The sequence below is a fragment of the Flavobacteriales bacterium genome (assembly GCA_021739695.1).
Taxonomy (GTDB): domain Bacteria; phylum Bacteroidota; class Bacteroidia; order UBA10329; family UBA10329; genus UBA10329.
Window position 1 is genome coordinate 52,012 of record JAIPBM010000023.1, and the last position, 17,891, is coordinate 69,902.

Genomic DNA, 17,891 nt, shown 5'->3' on the forward strand with positions numbered 1-17,891 from the left:
TACGGGATTCACATAGATTCGCAACGCAAAAAATAAAAAGCTTTGATGAAACACTTACACATCTTGGTATTCGGCCTATTTATCAGCTCGGCCACTTTCGCTCAGAAAGACAATGTTCTGAGAAACCCGACCGAAATTCCTGTCACCTTCCATGGCGAAACTGTTCCGCTTCGCGATTACATCGAAGACCCGAATGCGGTGAACGAGATTACCAAAACACTCAAACCAGGGTATCATCCAAAGAAAGATTGGATATTGAATGAGGCTGTCAATCCATTGGCAAAGCCCAATGGTGATGATCCTGCCTGGCAACAGAGTTATGCGCCATCAGCAGTCAATACCAAGTCATTGGCTTACAGCTTTGAGGGAATTGGATTTACGAATGTGAGCCCTGCCGACCCATGCGTGGATGTAGGTCCAAACCATGTCATTCAGATGATCAATGGCGGTTCAGGTTCCTATTTTAAGGTGTATAGTAAGACGGGGCAGGTGTTGGCCAATGCTACTTACTTAGATAACTACATGGGTTTTCCTGGAGGGGCCGGAGACCCGATAGTACTTTACGACCAGCAGGCCGACCGTTGGTTGATGAGCGAGTTTGCCAGCAGCGGAAACGTACTTCATGTGGCTATTTCCACTTCGGCCGATCCGCTCGGAACGTGGTACAAATACACCTACAACGCCACCAATTTCCCCGATTACCCGAAATATTCGGTTTGGAATAACGCGTATATCGTCACAACAAATGAGAATTCGTCTGCTGTTTATGCCCTCAACAGAACTCAGATGTTGGCAGGAACAGGCGGAACAGCGCAGCGCTTTACGGTAGCAACATTTGGAACTATTGGCTTTCAGGCCATGACGCCTGTAAGTTTAGATGGCACCACCGCACCGCCTTCTGGCACGCCTGCCATGGTGATGCGTATGCGCGATGACGCTTGGAGTGGGGCAGCAACAGATGCCTTGGAAATTTGGGCATTCAACATCAATTGGAGCAATGCCAATGCAACTACCCTTACCCAAGTTGCCACCCTAGGTGTTCAGGCCTTTGATTCAAATCTTTGTGGCTACACTTCATTCTCATGCATTGATCAACCTGGTTCGAGCACCAATCTTGATCCACTGCGCGAATTGTTGATGAACCGCATACACTACAGGAATTTCGGAACTCACGAATCCATTGTATGCTGCCACGTGACAGATGTGAACGGCAGCGACCGTTCGGGAATCCGTTGGTATGAATTAAGAAGAACCAACGGAACATCAGGTTCTTGGAGCATCTATCAGCAAGGGACCTATTCTCCAGATGCCGCCAGCCGTTGGATGCCTTCTATCGGAATTTCCGCTTCAGGAAACATCGGAATGGCGTATAGCGTCAGCAGCAGTTCCATTTATCCTTCATTGCGTTACACAGGTAGAAAATCCTGCGATCCGCTCAATTCCATGACCGAACCGGAAACAAGCATCATTGCTGGCACCACTCCCAATAATTCAAACCGTTGGGGAGATTACCATGCCTTAGGTCTCGATCCAACGGATGGCGAAACCTTCTGGTTTACAGGAGCTTACGGAACAGGAAATGCCTGGAGTACCCGTGTGGCCGCATTCGACCTTCCTACGTGTTCGCCTGCTGTTACTTTCAGTGTGGCCACACAAGCGGCCAACGAAGCCAATGGAACAACAGCCAATGGTTGCTTGCCATATGTGGATGTGATCATTCCGATCGGAATTGCTTCGGCACCTTCTCAGAATGCCTCTGTTAACGTCACTGTTTCTGGCGGAACGGCCACACAGGGAGTTGATTATCAATTGCTCAACACGAACATCACCCTTTCAAGTGGAAACTTGACTGGAAACGTGACCGTGCGTGTATTTAACGATGATTATGTGGAAGGAAACGAGACCATCATTCTTAGTTATTCGTTGAATGCCAATGGTGGGAATGCCACACAGGGTGGCGTGAATCAAACCGTTACCATTACCATTAACGATGACGACCTCGACCCAGCACTGGCGCAAGGCACACAGACCATTCTTTCCGAGAATTTTGAAAACGGTTTGGGAATCATGACCACCTTGAATCCTGCAGGAGACACGCCTTGGCAAGTAGGGAATGAAGCAGCGGCAGAAACGCAACCATACAATATCCCTTCTACCAACACCAGCAATTTCGCTTATGTGAATGATGATGATTGTAATTGCGATATGAGCGAAGTAGACCTCATCTTCCCAACCATAGACCTTAGCAGCTACACCAGTGCGCAGGTAAGCTTCGATACTTATTTTGAAGGAAACACCTACCAAGGAAGCACTGAATATGCAGGGCTTTTCGTTTCGTTGGATGGACAGAATTTCAGTCTGGTGGGCGATCTGGTCGCATCGGGTGTTGATGGCCCATGGGTGTCGCAGCAGTTTGATCTGGCAGCTTACTTGGGAGAAAGCACCGTTACGCTACTTATCTATTACAACGATGGTGGCGGTTGGTTGTATGGTTGCACAGTAGATAACGTGTTGGTGACAGGCGAAACGAACATTGCTGTTCAGGCCGCAGTGAATACCAATAATGGCGATGAAGCCAAACTTGGACCGAATGGAACTGTTCACTTTTACGACCCAACCACAGGCGATGTAATGGCTTCTATTCAGAATACCAGTTCGTGGGATTATGGTTGTGTGACCTTGGAAGTGGATAGAAGTGGGTTGAATCCGAGTGCCGTGGCTTTCAATTCGAACGCCAATGCTGATAAGTTGCATTCGAAGACTTTCTCCATTGTTCCTGAAAACAACAACCCGAACGGAACCTACAATCTGAGCCTGTATTACCGACAGAATGAGGTGACCGCTTGGGAAAGCGCCACAGGCAACAGCCGGAATAATGCACAGATCATCAAGGTTTCCAACGCCCGCATTAACGATGTGACGCCAGCCAATTTCGCTTCGTATGCGATCGGAAATGCAAGTGCCACGGTCAGTTCATTCGGTTCAGATGTCAAGTTCACTGCCAGTTTCAACACAGGTTTCTCCGGTTTCGGAGTAGGTATTCTAAACACCTTGATCACAGATATTAACGAACCATTGACAGATGTGGGAGTGTATCCGAATCCGAACGATGGTTCGTTCACCATTTCTGGTTTGGAGTTGGGCTCTACCTACCGTGTATACAACGCTCTTGGAAAACTCATTCTAGGCGAGCAGTTTGCCGTTCAGAATCAACGCGTGCAACTGTCAGATGTGGCTCCAGGGGTTTATTTCCTGGTGGCAGAGCAAGATGGCAAATTGGGTAAGGTTCAATTCATAGTTACCGATTAATGCAGTTGAAATTCACATTAAACAGCGCGCTGGCTTTGGTTGCCAGCGCTCTGTTTCTTTTTGCATTGGTAGGATGTGTTCCTACCAAACCAAGCGTTTCCTTATCGGGAGAGTCTGACGAGGAAGGTTATTTTGGCGAAGTCACCACCAAGTTTGCCAAAGATGGCTGCCCGATACTTATTCAATACAAGGAAGGCACGGAGCTGAAATACCTCATTCCTGTTCAATTAGATGAACAGTTCAAAAAGAATGGGCTGAAAGTGAACTTCACCTTTCATTACTCACGGATTGCGCAAGGCGAATGCCAAATAGGACAACCAGCGGTCTTGGAAGAGATTAAGCTGCTTGACTGATAGCAGTCTTTCTGTTTGGTAAGGACTAATGGTCCTATCCTTCATATTTGCATCTTTGTTTTTAAACATCAGTCTGTGTTTCAAAAACTCAAACAACCATTTCCGGATAAGGCCGAACTGAAGCAAAGCCTGATCACCATCTTCTGGGTTGGCGTGTTCGTTGGCCTGTTTCTGTTCCTGATCCGTCCTTTCAGTATCGAAGGACCATGGGCCGACCTTGCTTGGGCATCTGCTGGTTTCGGTGCCGTTACCGTGGTTTTCGGTTGGATGTTTGAACTGGCCACCCGATTCATTTTCAAGATAGAAACCCATGGCCCCAGTTGGACGCTTGGTAAGTGGATGTTCACATCGATCATCCTTGTGGTCTGGATAGCGTTGGGCAATTTCCTTTTCGTCAATTTTCTTTCCGGTTGGAATGCCATGGGTTATTTCAGTTTTGTTCGGATGATCGGTTACACATCGCTGATAGGGATTTTTCCCGTGGCGCTTTCCGGTGTGCTTATTCAGCTACGGGCAACGCAGAAGAATGAAGAATCTGCCTTAGATATTTCGGAACATCTTCATTCGGATAAAGAAGTAGAGAACCAGCAAACGATTGTACTCGAAGCCGAGAATGGGCAGCAATTAGGCCTGAAAACGATGGATGTTTGCTACATCGAAGCCATGCAGAACTACGTAACGGTCTGGTTTCTGAAAGACGGAAAGTTGAGCAAGGAAATGCTTCGTGCTACCATCGCCTCGGTAGAAGAGAAGTTTGCAGGAACGGATGTTATCCGCTGTCATCGTTCGTATCTGGTCAATGTGGATCGCATTGAAACGGTTTACGGAAATGCCCAAGGCCTGAAGCTGAAACTCAGGGATGTTGGCGTTGTGGAAGTGCCTGTTTCACGGTCGTATATTCCGAAAGTCAGGGAACTATTGGATTGAATATCATCCCGCAGAATTGTCATCTGTCCCACGTGTTTGACACTCGTCACCAAAGCTTGTAAACCGTCCCTTTTGTTCTTGATTGTTTTCAATTTGTCTCAGATTTGAGCCGAATCAAAAAACAGAACATCATGGAGATCATCGTCAAATCACTGCTATTTCTACACGTTTCATTCGGATTTACAAGCCTGCTGCTTTTCTGGCTTCCTGTCTTTATGAAGAAAGGAGGGAAGGGCCATCGTGTGGTTGGGAAACTCTATGTATTAGCCATGTGGGTGGTGGTTACATCGGCTGCGCTGCTCTGCATCAAGAATGTCATCATCGGGAAGTATTTCATGGCGGTTTTTCTAGGATTCATCTCGCTTATCACGGCCAATCCACTTTGGTACGGTATGGCCATTCTGAAGCCAAGGGTGTACGAAACAAGCGCATTCCATTGGAAACGTACGGCATTTGATGGTCTCATCGTTTTGGCAGGCGCCTTGATGCTTGTTTACGGTATCATCCTCGAAGGAAAAGATTCAGCGGTGCTTATGCTCATTTTCGGTTGCTTGGGGCTTACAGGCATTCCATCCTTCATTAAGAATCTGAAAGGTCCGCGCGAAAAGGAAGACCGGATCCGTCTTCACATGATCGGTATGCTTACCAGTGGAATTGCTGCTTACACAGCCTTTTTCGTGTTTGGTGGCTATACATGGATGAGCAAATTGCTTCCTGGTATGTGGGGCATTCTTCCGTGGACAGCACCTGGATTGATCGGTGCCATTGGCATTAACTATGGCGTGAAGTATTTTCGAAAAAAGGGAATGATTTCCGAGCAGCATTAGCACGCTGCGATCTCGGAAAGGTGCGTGAGCTCGGTTTGGTGTAGGATGGGTTGATCTTGGTTCTTTCCCAGTATCAGCACAGAGAATTCTTCCGTTCGGTCGATATTGAAGATCTTGTTGCAATTGATAAGGTCGTAGCGCGCAACTACCCGTTTCCGATGCAATAGATGATGCCAAAGGCGCTTGTTCACAGGGTCTGAAAGCGTAGAACCTTTCAAGATCAGACCGACCGAGCTCCGTTCCGTACCAAGACTGTCGCAGAGCTCGGTGAAAAGAACGTTGGTCTGCAAGCCGCCCATACAGGAATGGTCAAACCGTTCATCGTTGTAGACATTCTCCATGGCCACGTCAACAGCTTCATCATGCATCAGCAGCCAACGGTACAATTCGGGATGCGATTCTTCCAGTATTTCCAATGCTGTGTCCAGCTCCTCTTCATCGTCTATTTCTGCCAAACGCGGACAAAGAAGATGCAGGTAGTGGCTCAGGTCAAAACCGATGCTTCCCCATGGAGGATTGCCAATGATCACATCACAGCGTTGAATTTGATCTGGTCTTAAAGCAAGCCCGTTGTGATAATAGAAGTTAGGTGAATGATCAAAGGCATCAGCTTCGTCATCAGGCCAAATGAGGGGATTTCCGTTGACGAAACGTTTACTCAGTTCAGGGTAAAGCGCAAGTCCATCTACTGCTTCCAACACACATATTCGTGCAATTTCCAGCGATATGGAATCTGCTTCGATGGCATGAAAGTTCAGCACCATCTTCTTTAGGTCCTCATGTGAAAGGCAAAGATGCTTCTTGAAATATCGGATAAGGGCAAGGAAAAAACTTCCCGTTCCGCAAGAATGGTCTGCGTAGGAGGAGTTCCGTAGAAGTTCTGTGACGCGTTCCAGATCGGCTTCTGAGCTTTGCAACTTGGAAAACTGCTCTATTCCCAGGTTCTTCAAAATGTAATTGTCGATGGTGAGTTGCACCAAAGTATCGGCAAGGAGTGTGGGCGTGTAAAACGAACCAATGGAGTTCAAATGCTCCTTGTCGTCCATAATAACGCCATCCCGTACAGGGAATTCGAGCAGCAGCATTGATTCGTAGAGGTCCGACAGTTCCACCCGTGCTAGGTGCTGTGACTTAAACCAATCGAGGAAAGTGGTAAGCGCTTGCTTTTCGGCCTTACTCAGCAGATTGAAGCTGGCTGTGAAAGTATTTTCTCCAGCCAAACTGCCTTTAAGTGATTGGAACACATCGTTCAGAGCTAATGAATCAGGTCCGTTCAGATTGTGTTCGGCAACTATTCCAAGGACAGTCGATTGCATGCGATGAATGCTTGCAAAATAGGCACTCGGCTGGCAAATGGCCCCATCTTCCACCAGTATTTCCTGCTTAAGTGCAGTTAAAATGGCGTTGGAAGTATGGTGACAGATAGCTTGTAGCATGCTGCGCTAAGAACGGAAATGTTGCGAAAAAAGCTGATGAAAAGCGCGGTGGTTTGGCACCAAAGGTCTACAGCTTGCCTTAGTGGATGAAATCGCCTGCGCGCAAAACCCCTACCAGACCCACCAATATCCAAAATCCATTGAGCAGGGAGTATGCGGCATCTTTCTTCAGAATGGCGCACCAGGTAAGCAATATGGCATCGATGGTATTCAGTAACCACACATACATGAAAGGGCTGTCTGCACCCATCCAACTGACCACACTGAAACTGCTGATGCGCATGATGACACCCGTCATTTCCAACTGCTTCAGGTACTTTAAAACGAAACGGTTAAGGGGATCAGCCATGGCGCAGATATTGGGCAAAATTGGAGAGGAAAGCACCCGCTCTTACATCTTCATCGAAATTTAATTCGGATGGCGGCAGCTAAGCTTTAACACCAAAGGCTTGACTGGTTTTTTAGTTTTGCATCCATAAAACCACGAAAATGAGCGAAGCAGTAGATCAAGGAGCCGTAGTTATCAATGTAGATGCTCGAGGTATTGCCACCATCGAGTTCCAGCACCCACTCAGCAACTCCTTACCAGGGAAAGTGCTGCGTAAACTAGCACAGACCATTGAGGATGCTGGCAAGGATGAAGCTGTGAAGGTGATGGTGCTGAAAAGTGCAGGGGAGAAGGCCTTTTGTGCCGGTGCTTCGTTTGATGAGTTGATCTCCATAAATGACCTCGAAACGGGGAAAGTGTTCTTTTCGGGCTTTGCGGGCGTGATCAATGCCATGCGCAAAGCGCCTAAATTCGTGCTCTGCCGTGTGCAAGGGAAAGCCGTTGGAGGAGGTGTAGGGCTTGCTTCTGCTGCCGATTACACCTTCGGAACCAAGCATGCAGCCGTTAAGCTGAGCGAACTGGCCGTAGGTATCGGACCGTTTGTGGTAGGACCGGCCGTAGAGAAGAAGATCGGCAATGCGGCTTTCAGTCAGATGAGCATTGACGCCACCACCTGGTATTCGGCCGAGTGGGCAAGGGAGAAAGGACTGTACACTTCCATCCACGAAACCATTGAGGAGATGGATGCCGCCATCGATGTGCTGGCCGAGCAACTAGCTAAAAGCAACCCAGAAGCCATGGCCATGCTGAAGAAGGTCTTCTGGAAAGGAACCGAAGATTGGGATACCCTTCTTTCTGCACGTGCCGGAATGAGCGGAAAACTCGTGCTATCCGATTTTACCCGCAATGCCATCGGCAAGTTTAAGAAGGGGGAGAGGTAGGGGCGTGCGGCTATACGCCACTACTGGTTTTAGTTTCCTATTTCAATTTGTTGTTCTACAAAGTTCTTGTAGGCTTTCGTTTTGAAGGTAAACCAATCTTGTCGGTACGCTGATGCATCAATCAGAATCTTGAAGTTCTGAAACGGTTTTTTTTCCGAAAGTTTGCCTAAAATTCTTTGCTTAAAGTTGGAGTCCGTCAATGAATGGGCGAAATTCTCCAATACCTGGAATCCTTGATTTGAATCCATTTTTACAAATGACTGATAGTTTTCCACGTCATTTTCAATTTTGTCAATGACGTCTTGCCAAGGTTCTGGGTCGAAGTAAGGGTCGTCTGGGTCAGGGTGAGATTCAATGGTGCCAGTTGGTCGATGATAGTAGCACCTCATTCCGCAATCGAGTAGGTCGGAAATTTCTGCGATTTGTTCCTCTGTCAACTTCATTTGGCTTAAAAATAGCCAAAAGTTATTGTGTTAAGATCAGTTATAAACTGATCGTGTTTCATTCCACACAAGTCATCCTTCGGAAGACTTGCGCGAGCGGGGGTTCGTGATTTATTTTCTTTTTCAAGGTTAATGTCGTCAAGCAAGCTACTCATTAGGTCAAAGCCTTCGTCATTAAGCCCTCCCCATTTCGTCAGCGAATTGTAAGGTTGGAATTCCCATTGATTATAACCGCATCTGATTTCAATAATTCCTCTGACCGTTTCATCTTTTAAAACCAGTATCAACGCGTTTGTGTGGAATGTCCCACAGTCACCGTTAGAATAATAAGCGCTATCTGATATGAGTTGTTGGAGTTTCGCTTTCTGCGAATCTGTCAGGATAAACTCCCCTTCAGAACCAACGTAATCCAATGGATCTACGTCCATTGTCTCAATGGTCGGAAAGTTGTCAAAATTTAACTGAACGTAGTGAACTGAGTAATCCTTGTCAGAAAGTTGTGTCCAATCAAAATCCAGAGACTTGTTTCGAGAGGAGCAAGCACTTACAAATAGAAGTAAGCTTAATAGAATGTGTCTCATTTCGTCATGACGCCCAACGGTTTCCGCTATGAAAATAGGGCTTTAACTCCTTCGACCTTTCAGCCCGATGCCGAACTTGGTAGAAACCACTAAGGCTTGCGTGCTTGTCGTCACGCCCTATTTACATAGCAGTTGTTGTGTGCTGGCATTTTCATTTTTTCGTTCGTCTGTTCTGTAATTCGTCTATTTCTTGATTTAATAAACTCCATTACTCGGCTTTTGTAAACCAAATACTCGTCAATGACAGCAAAGGCTGGTTTTGATTTAAAGTTGTCAAACGGCAGATAGAACTTGATGTTTTGGTTTTCGTCAATAAGGTCATCAAGCAAGAAAAATTGAACATATCCTTCAAAGTTGTCAAACAGATTGAAGAAGCTTTCGTACCTCAAGAAGGTGTCGTAAAGGGGGCTTTCTTGTCCCAAATAGAATAAGCGAATACACTCTAATGTAAGGTCAAATCTGTCGTCAATGAAGCTATTTACTCCTCTTGCTTGATTGATGGTGAATTTGTTGTCAATCTTGTTTTTCGGAAATACGGTGTATGCCCCGATTGTGCTTCCTGTATCAAAAAGCTCGTCAACCTCATTTGGGATTTGCTTTGTAAGCCAATGTTTCCGTTTCTGGTTTCTGTATGAGTGAGTTATTGCGTCACTACCCAAGATAAATTCTCCTAAAGATGACTTGTGATATAGGTAGGTACCTTGTCTATTGTCGGTTAATTCGAAATGCTGTCCGCTTGGCAAAGGTTTACTCCATAGGATTTTGTGGTATCTCCTCAATGTCGGACTTGTACTGTCTGGGTCACCACCTCTTGCGTCAGAGTAAAAATTGAAGTCTATGTCGATTTGCGTTGTCATTTTTTGCTTGCACACAACGTTTGCCGCTAAAGATAATGCGTTAGAAACTGCCGTCCTTTCGCCATGCGCAGAGAGCGCAGAACGAAATTGAGACTGACTGACGTACTGTCGCGAGCATTAGGTTTAGTGGTTGTTGGCAAATCGTTGTTTCTCCCAGATATAAACACCACCAGCTACCTTGTCGTCATTAATTCGTTCGAAACGAGAGCCGATAATTGCTCTGTCGTTTTCCATATCTACTGAAAATCCGAACTTGAGCCAACTTCTTTCCTGCACTGAGGTAAGTTTTTCAAGTTCTTTCCATCTGCCATTGGGAGTCAACTGAAAAACATAGGCGGCTCCGTGATAAAGTGCTTCTGCTGGGTCAGTGTTTTCCAATGCATCTGCAAATGCACCAACGATTAGCAAGCTGTCGTGAGCGCTTAAACACATTCCGAATTTATCGTCAGCACCACGGTCAGAAGCAGTAATTTCCTGAGAAACTTTCCACATGCCATCCGCATCTTTCTCATACACAAAGACAGAACCAGCCCCAGCCTTTCTTTCTTCATGCTGCTCCCACGTTTCAACCCTCACGGCTTCTTCTCTGAATTTCTCTTTCGTAATATTCATTGATTCTAAAGTAGAAGGGTCGTTGGGAATCAGTTCGATTGCCATCTGATAACCATCATCTGTCTCGGTCATTATGCGCATCACAAAAACCGAATCTGTTGCTGGCAGTGTATCTATATCGAATAGCTTATAGCTGGTTTCTCCTTCGGCACCAACAAAGAGATAGTCGTCTGTCACGCAAACAGAACTTGCAAAGTGCCTTACACTGCTATTAGGACTGACCAGTTTCTGCTTGAAAACAGCTTTCAGACTCTCATCTAGATCATAGAGGTACGCACTATTGCTCTGTGCTGCGGTAATCAGGACGTGGCGGTCAGACATGGAAATCGAATAACCGAAATTTTTAACGCCTTCAGGCGGCTGTATTTGGTCTCTCTGAATCCACTTGCCATTATCAGTCAACTGATAAATGAACACCGTACCTGAGGTTGAAGGGTTTTCACCGCGCTTGTACATGTGGGCAGAAACGATGAGTTTACCATTCTGCAACATGAGATTCTTTCCGAAATTATCGCTTTGGGATGGAGAAGGAATGGTAAGCGTCTGTGTTAATTTCCAAATTCCATCAGCGCCTTTCTCGTACATGAATACAGCCCCTTCCCTGATTCTATGCTCACCGTCATCATCCACTTGATCGAAGCCGTTGGCTCCAACCGCTAAATGGTTTCCGTTGATGCTCACCGCTGTTCCGAACCAATCATTTGCTTTAGGGTAGGGTGCGGTTAGCTGTTGTGATTCCTTCCATGTTCCGGTAGTTGTTCGTTGAAAAACATAAACCGCACCTGCGTTTACAATCGTGTCCTTGTTAACAGCAATTTGATAATGGGGTGCGCCAGACACGGCTTGATCTTTCGAAATACTGGTAGACCAACCTATTACCTCACCTTCTTGTCTGTTGGTGTCGTCCAATTTTTGAAATGTTCCTTGGGCATGGCAGGAGCCGAGATAGAGGAAGAATAAAATAAAGTGTGATAAAAGCTTCATTACAATGTTTGCCAACGGTTTCCGCTAAAGATAATGCGTTAGAAACTGCCGTCCTTTCGCCATGCACGGACAGCGCAGAACGAAACTGAGACTGACTGACGTACGGTCGCACGCATTAGATTTTAGCGGTTGTTGGCAATTGTAATTTCTTTTCCGTCCCCGACTTCCAAAACAAGAAGAACCGCGATAATGTCAGGAATGATTAGAAAGCCGTACATGGTCGTGCTTAGTTCACCGTACCAATAAGGAGCTGCAAACATTAGAACAGCGCTGTAAACAAACATTAAAACAAACGCTGCTATCGAACCTTTCGCCCATTGTTTCATACGGATAAAGCGAGAATTTAAGTCGTCCGATTTTGCCCTAAGAATTAAAACCACCATAGCAATTCCTAAGAAAGCCGAAAGAATTTCAACGGCAGTCGAGCCAACCTGAGGGAGAAAGTCCGAAAACCTTGAACCAATCCCCAAAAGCTGGTAGATGATTTCGACAAACAAATTAAGTTTTGTGACTAGCACCAATTTGTCCAAGCGGTTATAAGCAAAGTAGTCTATAAAGAACTTATAGATGTAAACAGTACAAAGGATACTACCAATCGTGATGAACGACCATTGTACATCGTCAGGCTTTCCAGTTTTGATATATAGAAATTCAAGTGCGATGAATATTGTATTCACAATACTGTAACCAAAAGCAAAAAGCAAAAGGTTTCTCCTTTCTGATGTGATTGAAAATGTGTCCATTTTTTATAATTGCCAACGGTTGCCGCTAAAGATAATGCGTTAGAAACTGCCGTCCTTTCGCCATGCACGGACAGCGCAGAACGAAACTGAGACTGACTGACGTACGGTCGCACGCATTAGGTTTAGTGGTTGTTGGGGTTAGTTTTTTATTTCCAAGTTTCTATTGACCTTGAATAACTCACAAGATTTCAGGGCGTTGTTTCACAGGGTTGAACGGTTGAATTGTCTTATGAATCGGTACATCTTTAAGGCTTTCAATTTCCTTTTCAACAAAGGGAGTTACCAGATTTGTGATAATAATGTCAGGCCTGTTGTTTTTCAGATGAACCTGCGCAAAATGGTAAGTTGACATACTCAAGAAATGAATGTGCGACCGAGCTTTAATGGCGGCAGACATATTTAAGGTAATTCGGTCTATCTCATTCGCATAGATAAGTGTCTCATTTCCGGTTGACGTCCTTACCTGTATTGCTCTGGAACTTATACTGAATTCAACCCCTTTGTTTAATTCATAGTATTGCCAATGAAGGTAAATTGTCGGTGCTGCATCCAATATCGCTATCACACCTAGACTCAATGCAATGCCAACATCAAATCCTGAAAGAATAATGACTACCGCAAGGATTACGTTATGAAATATGAACACTCCTAGAGCTTCAAACTGATTTTTCTTCGTAATCCTAAGCATTCCTAAAACCCAATCCTATCTTCTAATAAACAAGTTCCATTTAGTCAAAAACATTGATTAAGAAACCCAATTTTCAAGATGCGCCAAAATTAACCCCAACGGGTTACTGCTATGAAAATAGGGCTTTAATTCCTTCGACCTTTCAGCCGAAACTGAACTTGGTAGAAACCACTTTGGCTTGCGTACCTGTCGTCACGCCCTATTTTGATAGCGGTTGTTGTAGCACGTTTTTTCTTTCAATCTATGGGTAGACCCTGATTTCAACCATTAGATTTTGAAAACCGTCACACCATGCGTTAACACCGCAAGAATTCTCCAGTTTAATTTCGGTCGCAGATGTCAATTGACAGCTTACCATGTTGCTATTATTGAGGACTAAGGTTCTTTGAAGGTCTAGTGGTGAACTGATGGTTCCGGTATATTTTCCTTGCTCGGTTCTCGTCCAAGTAATAGTTACGCCTAGTTCATTATTCACAATTGTCCCAGAAGGTGCAGATGAACCCTGCTGACTTAAAATAGCCGCATATGTCAAGGGTTGATTGGTGTTTCCATTGCATACGTACTTGATTTCATCCACTTCGGATGCTTCGAGTTCACCATTAGAATTCATGTCTACACCAGTTTCAATTCGGATACCACCGCTAGCACAGTTACTTCCAACAGGTTCTTCATAGGTTCTTACAAGACTATTCAAGCCGTCTGTAGGGTCGTCCTTTTTGCATGATGAAAGTCCAATGGCGAGTGAAATTGTCAAAATGAGAACGCGCGTTAACGTGAATTGCATGATTTCAGGTGTTTTTAGTTTAGTGTATTTACGAGCAGTCGGAGTGTTTATTGTGTCAGAATTTATGTCACCTCTGAGGTGTCCGTTTCAAAATGTGCTACAACGGTTCTCAGCTATGAAAAATAGGGTTTTAGCTGCTTCGCCCTGTCCCACAGGACAGGAGCGGACAGATAAACCCGAACCCTGCGTGACTGATGAGACCCTATTTTGCATAGATGGTGTTGTAGGTAGTTGTTTCATTTTACCTGGTAGGAATACCGTTTTTCATAACATACCATCCGACTTTTTTCCCTTCAAGAGCATAGGTCGTGACGCGTTCTCGGGTTTTCCAAGTCCAACCGAAGGTTTCACCATGTCCTTTGGTCTTAATCTTCCGCTTGGTCGAAACAGTCCGTATGCACTTATTACCGTTTGGGTAATAGCAGGTTTCTATCGTTTTTCTACCGTTTGATGTTGTTTCGCAAGAGTCACAGGCATACTTACTAAGAAGTTCATCGTCTTGAGCGGTTGAATTGAATATCCCCAAGAACAAGAACAGGGTCGTAAATATCAGATCGCTCCGTGTCATTTAGCAATTACCTACAACGGTCGTGGCTATGAGCAGTTGGGGATTTTTTGCCCTAACTTTTCAGTTTAGCACTGACCTTAATTTTATTTACTATTTTTCATTTAAACACTTAAACCCCAATTGCTTATAGCCTTTGTTAGCCACAGTTTTTAGTATAGACGATTCCAAAACTTTGTAAGATTATTGATTTTATTCAACGCTTCTATTTGTTCAAATTCCAAAATTCCAATTTCTTTTCGTTTTAGATTTAAGGCATTTTTATCTAATTTTTTCGGCAGATGCCTTAAACCATAATAGCCAAAATTCTCAAATTTGGTTTTACCAAATTCAGCTTCAAAATCGCAGATTGTTGCAAAATGTACGTTGTATAAATTTCCTTTTTCAACTTCTTCAACAAATAACTCGTCATAGGATAGATTCGGTTGGCTAAAATGATGTATTAAAATTACGATTGGCATTCCTGCAGAGTAGTTACTAGTCTTAATCTTTGGGTGCATTTCGTTTCTATCAAGTCCAATTAATTTTTCTCCAGGAAAGCCATATTGTTTTGTAATTTCAATCAATCTTTCTACTTGTTTGGCATTCAAAGATTCCCACCTCATTCGGACTTTGTTTTTTTGAAAAACATTAGCAGTGTAATATTCTTCTCTTATCTTCTGGTCTTCTGAAAACATCTGATTAATCTCTTCTCTAATCTTCCAATTAATTCGTGATGAATAGATAGTCAGCAAACTGTCTTCATTTGCTTTGATTTCATTTAAAATGTTTAGTTCTAAATAGTCAGTTAATTTATAAGATTGTTCTATGTCGGAAAGTCGGATTCCTTGTGAGATTGCCCGCTCAATAAAGTACTTAGTTTTGACTGAGTTCTTGGCAAGGATTGATAATTCGATTGCGTTAAAACAATCCCTTGCAAAAACAAAATCATTACTTCTAAAAACCTGTTGATATGAATTAATTGCTGATTCAAAGTCGTATTCAATCGCAAATACTTTACCTTCATTGATTCCTCTATAATAATCAATAGCATTTTGTGCACATATTTCTGATGTGAAAATTGAGATTAATATTATAAAAAGTTGTTTCATTCAAATTGTGGCTAACGTTTCTCAGCTATGAAAAATAGGGTTTTAGCTGCTTCGCCCTGTCCCACAGGACAGGAGTGGACAGGTAAACCCGAACCCTGCGTAACTGATGAGACCCTATTTTGCATAGATGGTGTTGGCGGTAGTTTTTTTATTGTCTCCAGTCCATGTACGTTCGGAAGTAGTAATCTTTCTTACTGATACGTTCTGCGTAAAGCTTACGAAGACGGGACAATTGGTCTTCGGTCATCGGCAATTTCTCTTTGATTTCATCAGTATACGGAGGACAATCCTTCGTGAGACAGTATACTGTATTCCAAGAAATGTATTCAGCGAGAAGAAGCATGTCACCAACGCAACCGGATCGATAATCAACAAAAAATGTAGTGTCGTCCAAGGCTTTCAGTATTAACTCATAATGATCGTACTTCTTTCTGTGGAGCAATGCCTCGTATGCTGTTGCCTTGATAGCCCCTTGCGGATAATCAAGTAATTTGTATAATTCCTGATCACTTGCCATACTCATCAATCTATACCTAGTTTCATAATGTACGGGTGTTGTTCCAGACAGTCCTTCAGAACCAGAGCTTATGTAACCGTAAAAGTCAAGCTTGTTAACCGTATCAATGACTTCAGGACGAATGCCGTTCCAGTTAAAATCCCAACTTGGATAATAAGTTGTCGCATAAAATGTCACTGTACTTACCAGTACAACGGTCAGTACGGGCAGAAGCCCGAAGATTAGCGTCTTAGATTTCCTTACTGAATGTCGCCTCATTTAAAATTACCGCCAACGGTTTCCGCTAAAGATAATGCGTTAGAAACTGCCGTCCTTTCGCCAAGCACGGACGGTGCAGAACGAAGCTAAGTCTGACTGACGTACGGTCGCAAGCATTAGAATTAGCGGTTGTTGGGTGTAGTTTTTCTTTCTTTTAATTCAGTCGAAATTTCACTGGCGAGGTGTATTGCATTGGAATAACCTTTCCGTCTTTGTCTCTTGGTAAGTCAACATTCACGTGGTCAATTAATTTCACCAACCTGAGAGCTTCCTCGTCAATGTCGTGTCGAACTCCTCTTACAATTTTCAGGTCTTGAACCTTTCCAATTTCGTCAAACTGCCATGCCACGTAAACAATTCCAGTTATTCCATCTTCCCGCGCAGATTGCGGATACTGTAAACTGTCACGTAGAAGCTTTTCAAGAGCAATGCTGTCCCACATTTTAGCAAGTGCAACGTCAGACACTGTTGACGTGTCAGACGCGTTTTGTCCTGTCGTTAGAAAAGGTAGTAGAACAAGGAATGACTGAAATAAGATATAGCCTTTCAAAATGCTCGTTTTTAAATTACACCCAACGGGTTACTGCTATGAAAATAGGGCTTTAATTCCTTCGACCTTTCAGCCGAAACTGAACTTGGTAGAAACCACCAAGGTTTGCGTACCTGTCGTCACGCCCTATTTTTATAGTAGTTGTTGTGTAACGTTTTTATTTGTTAATCATCTGCTTTAATTCGTCAATACTCGGCTCTTTCCCCTTTAGCTTTCTATGAAGCATGGAATGGCAATTCGGACAAACTGGAATTAAGTCGTTTTTGTAGTCAATCTGATAGTTTTTGCCGATTTCGTGAATTGGAATTAAATGATGTATGTGAATAAAGTCTGCTCCAATTTCACCATACATTTTTTGAAAATTCAAATCACATACCTTACAGTTAAGACCATGATATCCAACAGCATTTTCTCTTGCTTTTGAACTCCTTTCGTATTTATTTACGATTACGGTCCTTTTTGCCCCTTCATATTCTGTCTCGTCCTCTTTTACCATGTCTGGAAAAAAGTCAGTTTGATAGTTGTCGGTAAAGAAGATTTCAATGTGGCGTAATAAGTTTTCAGCTTTGATTTTTACAGGACCTTGAGGCGCAGCGCTAAGTCCATTTTCCTTAAGAACAGCAAGTTTCATTTGATTATTAGATACTTGCTCTATTAATCGTAAAGTCATAAACTTTCCGTCCAAAGACTTGTAGTATTCTTCTTCGTCAATCCAGTATTCTTTGTCGTCTCTTATTTGAGAAGAATTGAGGTCAATTCTGTCAACGATGCATTTGTATTGCAGCATCATTAGCGGTCGAGTACAATAAATATAAACGGTGTCGCCAATTTCAAATTTTGCAGTTCCTTGTCTCCAGTCTATTGAGCCATGATGTTCAAAAGAACTTGAATGGTCATACATTCTTGAATTCGCAGAAATTATCCAGTTCATTTAGATGTCTCGGAGGTAAATGTTACACAACGTTTTACAACTATGAAAATAGGGCTTTAATACCTGCGTCCTTTCGCCCGAAACCGAAAACTGCAAACCGTGATGAACTTGCGGCAAACACTTCGCGCCCTATTTGCATAGTTGGTGTTGGAGTAAGTTGGTTTCT

General features: G+C 43.8%; 19 protein-coding genes. 6 read left to right on the forward strand and 13 right to left on the reverse strand.

The window, feature by feature from the left end:
• The first annotated feature begins 45 nt into the window (after window positions 1–45).
• The 4 genes from K9J17_13755 to K9J17_13770 all read left to right on the forward strand — a co-directional run bounded on the left by K9J17_13755 (window position 46) and on the right by K9J17_13770 (window position 5,416).
• The gene (locus K9J17_13755) at window positions 46–3,309 is read left to right on the forward strand and encodes a T9SS type A sorting domain-containing protein (protein ID MCF8277794.1); all 3,264 of its coding nucleotides are present in this window, start codon (window positions 46–48) and stop codon (window positions 3,307–3,309) included.
• Between the two features lie 5 nt (window positions 3,310–3,314).
• The gene (locus K9J17_13760; GenBank protein MCF8277795.1) at window positions 3,315–3,662 is read left to right on the forward strand and encodes a hypothetical protein; all 348 of its coding nucleotides are present in this window, start codon (window positions 3,315–3,317) and stop codon (window positions 3,660–3,662) included.
• A gap of 75 nt (window positions 3,663–3,737) precedes the next feature.
• Window positions 3,738–4,589, forward strand: a complete 852-nt coding sequence (locus tag K9J17_13765) for a LytTR family transcriptional regulator (GenBank protein ID MCF8277796.1) — start codon at window positions 3,738–3,740, stop codon at window positions 4,587–4,589.
• Window positions 4,590–4,720: 131 nt separating this feature from the next.
• A complete protein-coding gene (locus tag K9J17_13770) occupies window positions 4,721–5,416 on the forward strand; it encodes a hypothetical protein (GenBank protein ID MCF8277797.1) in 696 nt (231 codons plus the stop codon).
• On the opposite strand, the gene K9J17_13775 is transcribed toward K9J17_13770, so the two are convergent.
• Together K9J17_13775 and K9J17_13780 are read right to left on the reverse strand one after the other, a co-directional pair.
• Window positions 5,413–6,852: a hypothetical protein gene (locus K9J17_13775; GenBank protein MCF8277798.1), complete on the reverse strand. Its 1,440-nt coding sequence runs from the start codon at window positions 6,850–6,852 to the stop codon at window positions 5,413–5,415. The genes K9J17_13770 and K9J17_13775 overlap by 4 nt on opposite strands.
• 79 nt (window positions 6,853–6,931) lie before the next feature.
• A complete protein-coding gene (locus tag K9J17_13780; GenBank protein ID MCF8277799.1) occupies window positions 6,932–7,201 on the reverse strand; it encodes a hypothetical protein in 270 nt (89 codons plus the stop codon).
• A gap of 140 nt (window positions 7,202–7,341) precedes the next feature.
• On the opposite strand from K9J17_13780, the gene K9J17_13785 reads away from it, so the two are divergent.
• Window positions 7,342–8,121: an enoyl-CoA hydratase/isomerase family protein gene (locus K9J17_13785; protein MCF8277800.1), complete on the forward strand. Its 780-nt coding sequence runs from the start codon at window positions 7,342–7,344 to the stop codon at window positions 8,119–8,121.
• A 29-nt stretch (window positions 8,122–8,150) separates the two neighbouring features.
• Here K9J17_13785 and K9J17_13790 read toward each other — a convergent pair whose 3' ends face one another.
• From K9J17_13790 to K9J17_13820, 7 genes are all read right to left on the reverse strand, one after another.
• Window positions 8,151–8,564 (reverse strand): hypothetical protein, encoded by a 414-nt coding sequence (locus tag K9J17_13790; GenBank protein MCF8277801.1) that lies wholly within the window; start codon window positions 8,562–8,564, stop codon window positions 8,151–8,153.
• Window positions 8,565–8,569: 5 nt separating this feature from the next.
• Entirely contained in the window at window positions 8,570–9,145 is a 576-nt protein-coding gene (locus K9J17_13795) for a hypothetical protein (GenBank protein ID MCF8277802.1), read from the reverse strand.
• 110 nt (window positions 9,146–9,255) lie between these two features.
• Window positions 9,256–10,002: a hypothetical protein gene (locus tag K9J17_13800; GenBank protein MCF8277803.1), complete on the reverse strand. Its 747-nt coding sequence runs from the start codon at window positions 10,000–10,002 to the stop codon at window positions 9,256–9,258.
• A 123-nt stretch (window positions 10,003–10,125) separates the two neighbouring features.
• On the reverse strand, window positions 10,126–11,598 hold the full coding sequence (locus tag K9J17_13805; GenBank protein ID MCF8277804.1) for an FG-GAP repeat protein: 1,473 nt from the start codon (window positions 11,596–11,598) through the stop codon (window positions 10,126–10,128).
• Between the two features lie 122 nt (window positions 11,599–11,720).
• On the reverse strand, window positions 11,721–12,341 hold the full coding sequence (locus K9J17_13810; protein MCF8277805.1) for a hypothetical protein: 621 nt from the start codon (window positions 12,339–12,341) through the stop codon (window positions 11,721–11,723).
• Between the two features lie 178 nt (window positions 12,342–12,519).
• Window positions 12,520–13,029 carry a hypothetical protein gene (locus K9J17_13815; GenBank protein MCF8277806.1) on the reverse strand — a complete coding sequence of 170 codons (510 nt, stop codon included), beginning with the start codon at window positions 13,027–13,029 and terminating at the stop codon, window positions 12,520–12,522.
• A gap of 241 nt (window positions 13,030–13,270) precedes the next feature.
• The gene (locus K9J17_13820; protein ID MCF8277807.1) at window positions 13,271–13,813 is read right to left on the reverse strand and encodes a hypothetical protein; all 543 of its coding nucleotides are present in this window, start codon (window positions 13,811–13,813) and stop codon (window positions 13,271–13,273) included.
• 115 nt (window positions 13,814–13,928) lie between these two features.
• On the opposite strand from K9J17_13820, the gene K9J17_13825 reads away from it, so the two are divergent.
• Window positions 13,929–14,264, forward strand: a complete 336-nt coding sequence (locus K9J17_13825; GenBank protein ID MCF8277808.1) for a hypothetical protein — start codon at window positions 13,929–13,931, stop codon at window positions 14,262–14,264.
• A gap of 266 nt (window positions 14,265–14,530) precedes the next feature.
• Here K9J17_13825 and K9J17_13830 read toward each other — a convergent pair whose 3' ends face one another.
• From K9J17_13830 to K9J17_13845, 4 genes are all read right to left on the reverse strand, one after another.
• Entirely contained in the window at window positions 14,531–15,469 is a 939-nt protein-coding gene (locus tag K9J17_13830; GenBank protein ID MCF8277809.1) for a hypothetical protein, read from the reverse strand.
• A 148-nt stretch (window positions 15,470–15,617) separates the two neighbouring features.
• Complete coding sequence (locus tag K9J17_13835; GenBank protein ID MCF8277810.1) at window positions 15,618–16,244, reverse strand: hypothetical protein; 627 nt, start codon at window positions 16,242–16,244, stop codon at window positions 15,618–15,620.
• Window positions 16,245–16,398: 154 nt separating this feature from the next.
• Window positions 16,399–16,710 (reverse strand): energy transducer TonB, encoded by a 312-nt coding sequence (locus K9J17_13840; GenBank protein ID MCF8277811.1) that lies wholly within the window; start codon window positions 16,708–16,710, stop codon window positions 16,399–16,401.
• A gap of 241 nt (window positions 16,711–16,951) precedes the next feature.
• Window positions 16,952–17,725, reverse strand: a complete 774-nt coding sequence (locus tag K9J17_13845) for an HNH endonuclease (GenBank protein ID MCF8277812.1) — start codon at window positions 17,723–17,725, stop codon at window positions 16,952–16,954.
• Window positions 17,726–17,891 lie beyond the last annotated feature (166 nt).

Bases quoted from the DNA above. Each gene is read 5' to 3' on its own strand.
- K9J17_13755 (MCF8277794.1), top strand. From the start codon at position 46: ATGAAACACTTACACATCTTGGTATTCGGCCTATTTATCAGCTCGGCC.
- K9J17_13770 (MCF8277797.1), top strand. From the start codon at position 4,721: ATGGAGATCATCGTCAAATCACTGCTATTTCTACACGTTTCATTCGGA.
- K9J17_13775 (MCF8277798.1), bottom strand. From the start codon at position 6,852: ATGCTACAAGCTATCTGTCACCATACTTCCAACGCCATTTTAACTGCA.
- K9J17_13780 (MCF8277799.1), bottom strand. From the start codon at position 7,201: ATGGCTGATCCCCTTAACCGTTTCGTTTTAAAGTACCTGAAGCAGTTG.
- K9J17_13785 (MCF8277800.1), top strand. From the start codon at position 7,342: ATGAGCGAAGCAGTAGATCAAGGAGCCGTAGTTATCAATGTAGATGCT.
- K9J17_13790 (MCF8277801.1), bottom strand. From the start codon at position 8,564: ATGAAGTTGACAGAGGAACAAATCGCAGAAATTTCCGACCTACTCGAT.
- K9J17_13795 (MCF8277802.1), bottom strand. From the start codon at position 9,145: ATGAGACACATTCTATTAAGCTTACTTCTATTTGTAAGTGCTTGCTCC.
- K9J17_13800 (MCF8277803.1), bottom strand. From the start codon at position 10,002: ATGACAACGCAAATCGACATAGACTTCAATTTTTACTCTGACGCAAGA.
- K9J17_13805 (MCF8277804.1), bottom strand. From the start codon at position 11,598: ATGAAGCTTTTATCACACTTTATTTTATTCTTCCTCTATCTCGGCTCC.
- K9J17_13810 (MCF8277805.1), bottom strand. From the start codon at position 12,341: ATGGACACATTTTCAATCACATCAGAAAGGAGAAACCTTTTGCTTTTT.
- K9J17_13815 (MCF8277806.1), bottom strand. From the start codon at position 13,029: ATGCTTAGGATTACGAAGAAAAATCAGTTTGAAGCTCTAGGAGTGTTC.
- K9J17_13820 (MCF8277807.1), bottom strand. From the start codon at position 13,813: ATGCAATTCACGTTAACGCGCGTTCTCATTTTGACAATTTCACTCGCC.
- K9J17_13825 (MCF8277808.1), top strand. From the start codon at position 13,929: ATGAAAAATAGGGTTTTAGCTGCTTCGCCCTGTCCCACAGGACAGGAG.
- K9J17_13830 (MCF8277809.1), bottom strand. From the start codon at position 15,469: ATGAAACAACTTTTTATAATATTAATCTCAATTTTCACATCAGAAATA.
- K9J17_13835 (MCF8277810.1), bottom strand. From the start codon at position 16,244: ATGAGGCGACATTCAGTAAGGAAATCTAAGACGCTAATCTTCGGGCTT.
- K9J17_13845 (MCF8277812.1), bottom strand. From the start codon at position 17,725: ATGAACTGGATAATTTCTGCGAATTCAAGAATGTATGACCATTCAAGT.